At 32.8% G+C, this 5,648-nt stretch carries 3 protein-coding genes; all 3 read left to right on the top strand.

Annotated features, from left to right (window positions below; genetic code table 11):
- The coding region (locus tag WFK35_RS19885) for a protein NO VEIN domain-containing protein (RefSeq protein WP_336734163.1) at positions 1-2,187 on the top strand (2,187 nt) is incomplete at its 5' end.
- Between the two features lie 36 nt (positions 2,188-2,223).
- The gene (locus tag WFK35_RS19880; RefSeq protein ID WP_336734162.1) at positions 2,224-4,035 is read left to right on the top strand and encodes a DUF262 domain-containing protein; all 1,812 of its coding nucleotides are present in this window, start codon (positions 2,224-2,226) and stop codon (positions 4,033-4,035) included.
- Between the two features lies 1 nt (position 4,036).
- The coding region (locus WFK35_RS19875; RefSeq protein ID WP_336734160.1) for a DEAD/DEAH box helicase family protein at positions 4,037-5,648 on the top strand (1,612 nt) is incomplete at its 3' end.

The following is a 5,648-nucleotide window of genomic DNA, read 5'->3' as shown; positions in this document are numbered from 1 at the left end:
AGGGAGAGAGATTATCTGAATAAAATAAAAGAAAATGAGGAGTTGAAAATTGATGTTGAAATCAATGAAAGTTTATTAAAAATTGCATTTGAATTAGCACTAAAAAGAATCAATGAAGATGAAAATGTATCAATTGTAGATATGGCTAAAATTTCATTTACAGCTTCTGATTCAAGTTTTGAGAAAGATTTGAAAAGTAAATTCATTGAAAATATTAAGGATATTAAACGTCTTGAATTTGATGGCAAAAAATACGCTCTTAGTGATATCGAATTTTTTGACGAAACGATTTTACAATTACATGAACAAGCAAAAAAAGAAGTATATATTTTATTGAAGCAATTTCGTAAAATTCCACCCTATGATACATATTGCATTCTTAGCGAGTACATAAATATTTGGAATAAAAATGCAGATAAAAATTTTAATATTTTATCATTGAATAAAATAGCTGAAATTGTTTCAACTGAAAGTGGTGCAAATTATGAATTTATAAATAGTAAAGAATCTTATAAAGAATTTATAAAGCAAATAAGAACAGACGTTACTTTGCTTAATAAAGTTTCGCTTATTCCAAATATGCACGGAGATTTCAAAACAATTGAAAATCTTGTAAAATGGGAGAATAAAGAAACATTGCTTATAGATATAATAAATAATATCAATGCATCAATTAGTGAAAAATATATTCATGACGATTTTGAGTTTTTAGAGAATGTAAATATTTATAACAGAGAAAGATTTAAAGAGGATTTTAGTAAATTTTGTAATGAGTTGTTAGACAATCTTGAAAAAGGAAAAATATCACTTTCCTCAAGAGAAATCAAATACTCTTACTTAACTGAATATTTAAATAAATTCATTGGCTTAAATAGGAATACGCAACTAAATGTTGATCTTAATTCATTCTACAATAAAATATATAAAACCGAACCTACTGTTGAAGGATTGTCTTCGCCTACTGTTGAGATGAATTATCAACCTGCAATTAAGTTACTGGCAAATTTGTATATCAAGAACATTGTTAAAAATGATATAAAAACGAATATTAATGATTTAAGAGAAATCATTAACATAATGTATACCAATGCAAATCTCAGAGAGGAACTTTTGCATAAAATGGAGTGTATTCCTAACCAAAATTATTGTTTGAAGTCGCAGTCTGTTTTAAAAAAGGATTATGTAAAAGACGAAGTATTTAAAGATGAATGGAATAAAATTTTAGGAGGAGATATTCGCAATGACTTAGTTTTTGATGGCTTTGAATGTTTCCTTCAGCATAGTAGTTCTGTTTCAGGGGCTGAATTAGGCAGCCAGATAGAACAAAAGCTTAATAGTGAAAGAAGATTTATTCCGGTTGATAAAAATATTATTGAAGTTGTAATTGGTTTAATTGAAAAAATTTCTTCGAAACCAGATACCTGGGGTATTTGGCTAAGAGAAATAAATGCAGTAAAGGAAGAAATTTTAATGTATAAATTTCAAGATGAAAGTACAAGGCAAAGTTTATTTAGTATTCTTTCTGTCAAGCCCGAAAAAATTAATTTATTAGGTGAACTAGCAAAAATTGATAATCTAAGTGACTTGGTACGTGCAGGTAAAGAAAAACAAAAGGAGGAGAGCAGGAAATCGAATCATTTAATATATATAAATGAAGTTGGGTTAAAAATCCAAGATATAATTGAAAGCGAATTGAATTCATCATTGAGAGATACAATAAAAATTATAGAATCAACATCAGATCAAAAATTAACAAGTGTTGAAGAACAAAATGGACAAGATTTTATAATATATAAATCGGATAGACCCATCTACTATATTGAAGTTAAATCAAGGTGGGATTCTGAAGGTATAGTGGCATTAAGTAAAAGACAAGTTGAACGTTGTGCGAATAATAAAGAGAACTATGCGGTCATTACAGTTAATGTAGCTAATTACAAATCCAAGAACAAAATAAATATTGAAACTGTCTCCTTTACTGAATTGAAAGATGATATTAGTGTTAATTTAGACTTAGGTGATGAATTTGAGAAACTTATAAAAGAAAATAGGGAATCTGAAAAAACAATTGACAATACAAAATTGATAGAGTTTAGGGGACACATCCCTCAAAAAAGAATTGATACTAAAGGTATTCCATTTGAAGATTTTATTGATAAATTAAAAGTACATATGAGTAATGCTTAATTTATAGTAGAATTTCAACAAAAGACAAAGCAAAATATGGAAATAAAAGCAGAAGTTAAAAGTATATCCAAATTGAAAGATTACTTTTTTATAGTTCCCGATTATCAAAGAGAATATGTTTGGAAACCCGAAGATCAGGTAGAGCAATTCTTGATTGATATTGATAATGAGTATGATGAAAATAGTAATGCACAGAAAAGTTACTTTATAGGTTCAATCATTATTGTGGCTAATAAAGAAAAATATGATGTAATTGATGGTCAGCAAAGATTAACAACAATAGTCCTTACGCTATGTGCTCTGCGTGATTTATTGCAACAGCAAGCATTAGATTCAAAACAGTTGAAATATCTACAAAATGTTGAAGAATTACTTTCAGATTTCGATATGGACAGCGATGAGACACAGTTGAGGCTTGAACTACAATATGAGGAAAGTAAAGGATATCTTAAAAATCTGATAGCAAAAGAAGGTTTTATTGAGGAAAAATCTGCCTCCATAGAAAAGATGGAAAAAGCGTATTTTAAGATCTACAGTCATTTGCAGTTATATTTAGAAGAAAGCTTAGATTCATTGGTGAAATATGCAAGGTATTTCCTCACTAAGATAGAATTGGTCGTTATTGAATCTGAAAATCTTAGCAGTGCATTGAAGATATTTGAAACGATAAATCAAAGAGGTTCCAGTCTCAATGCGATGGATTTGGTGAAAAATCTATTATTCAGCACTGCTAAACCAAGTGAGTTTAATTCAATTAAAGATATTTGGAAAGAAATAGTTTCTAATCTTCAAAAATGTGGTGAAGAAAATACACCTTTACGTTTTCTGAGATACTTTTTAATGTCCCGTTATTACGATGGGATTTTGCGTGAGGATGATATCTACAAATGGTTTTTAACTGATGAAGGAAAAAAACAAACGAAATATGAAACGAATCCGGTAGTTTTTGCTAAAGAGCTGAGAGCCTTGTCTAAAAGATACTCTGAGCTGGTGATTGCAACCGAATTGGTGAAAGATGGAGGAACATATCCAAGTATAACCAATATTGGATTTATAAATAAATATAGATCCAGACAGCATCTTATTCTTCTTTTAGCTTTACACGAAAATGTTTCTGATGATGTGATAGAATATTTGGGGAAGCAACTTGAAAGTTTTTTCTTTTATAGTAATACCTTGGGGATTCAGGCAAAAAATAATGAAAATTTGTTTTCGAAATGGGCAATTAAACTTCGGAATAAAAAAGACACTATAGCCGTAGCGCATATTGTTTCAGAAACTATGGTTCCTTATTTAAAAGAAAAATTAGGTGATTTTATAACGAAGTTTAAAACCATTTCGCATTTACATTACAGCCCAAATTATAGAGAAAGATATGTGTTAGGTAAAATAGAGAATACTATTCTTGGCAAATGTAATTTACCAATTCAAGGAAAAGATTTCCTCAATACATTACAGATAGAGCACATCTTGCCACAAACACCAAAAAATGGTTTATTAACCGATGAATTTGCAGATATGACTGATTACAGAAGCTATGTTTACCGATTAGGAAATGTAACATTATTAGAATCAACGATTAATCAAGCTGTAAACAATTTTAATGAATTAAATTCTGACTGGTACGAAAAAAAACAGAATGAGTATAACAATTCCTCAGTAATCAGTACAAAACTTCTAGATCACAGATTTTCAATTGGAGCACATACTGCATTAAATAAGTTTAAAGCCGATTATGAATTTGAATTTCCTGAATGGAATAAAGGAAGTATAGATTTACGACAAGAAAAAATACTAGATTTAGTATTGGAGACTTGGAAATTTAATGATAAAAGATTAGACCAGTAATATGCCATCACAAACCAACGAACTCGCCCTCGAAACCGCCATAGAAAAAGCACTCTGTGGTATTTCAACAGAAGATATAAAAAACGGAGTTGCCTCCGAACCCAGTGAGCCATACAGCGGGAATGGTTACCGCATAGGCAATCCGGCAGATTTCAATGCAAAGTATGCTTTGGATGAGGTGCGTTTTTGGGATTTTCTGGAAACCACGCAGAAAGATGAACTGGAAAAACTTAAACGCCAGTCGGACTGGAAAATAAAAGTACTCGACCGTTTCGACAAGCTGGTGAAAAAATACGGTATTCTGCGGCTGCTTCGTAAAGGTCTGGCGGTGGATGATGCCCATTTTACCCTGTTTTATGTAGCTCCTTTGCAGAACAGCAGCCAGAGCATTAAGGATAATTTTGAGCGCAATCAGTTCAGTGTAACCCGACAGTTGAGGTATTCGGCTGCCAATCCGCTGGAAGAAATTGATATGGTGATTTTCATCAACGGAATCCCGATTTCTACCATTGAACTCAAAAATCCATGGACCGGGCAGAATGCTAAAGTTCACGGTGTTGATCAATATAAGTACAAGCGTGATATCACCCAGCCTCTGCTGAATTTCGGAAGGTGTATTGTCCATTTTGCAGTCGATACCGACGAAATTTATATGACCACCAAACTGGACGGAGCTCATACTTTTTTCCTGCCATTCAACTTAGGCAACAATTTTGGAAAAGGCAATCCGCCCAATCCTTTCGGGCACAAAACTTCCTACTTCTGGCAGGATGTATTGCGCAGGGAAAGTATCGCTAATATTATACAGCATTTTGTGCGGTTTGACGGTGCAGAAAATGAGGTGTTGAACAAAAAGAATTTATTTTTCCCAAGATACCATCAGCTGGATGTAGTACGAAGACTCATTAAAGATACCACTCAGAAAGGAGCAGGAGAGACCTATCTCATTCAGCACAGTGCGGGTTCGGGGAAATCCAATTCGATAACTTGGCTGGCTTATCAGCTGATAGAAGCCTATCCTGAAAGCCAAGCCGTTGCCGGAAGTAAAAATATCAACCAGCCATTGTTTGATTCTGTGATTGTGGTGACGGACAGAAGATTACTGGATAAACAGTTAAGAGATAATATTAAAGAGTTTTCCGAAGTGAAAAATATTGTAGCTCCTGCATACCGTTCGTCTGATCTGAAATCTGCTCTGGAAGGCGGAAAAAGAATAATTATTACCACCATTCAGAAGTTTCCTGTTATCGTAAAAGATATAGCAGATATGGGCAGTAAGCAGTTCGCTGTAATAATTGATGAAGCACACAGTTCACAGTCCGGAAGCTCCGCCGATAAACTGAATGAGTCCATCGGAAACAAAGGAGAAGACACTGATGCCGTAGACTATCAGGATAAGATTCTGGAAGCGATGAAAGCCAGAAAAATGACGAAGAATGCTTCTTATTTTGCGTTTACGGCTACTCCAAAAAATAATACATTAGAGAAATTCGGGGTAAAGCAGGAAGACGGTTCTTTTAAACCATTCCACTTATATTCGATGAAGCAGGCGATCGAAGAAGGATTTATTCTGGATGTTTTAGCCAACTATACCACCTACAGAAGCTATTATG

The sequence above is a fragment of the Chryseobacterium sp. VD8 genome, from assembly GCF_037149975.1.
Classification (GTDB): domain Bacteria; phylum Bacteroidota; class Bacteroidia; order Flavobacteriales; family Weeksellaceae; genus Chryseobacterium; species Chryseobacterium indicum.
The sequence above is the reverse complement of the archived record's forward strand: the minus strand, read 5'-3'. Positions and strand labels throughout refer to the sequence as shown.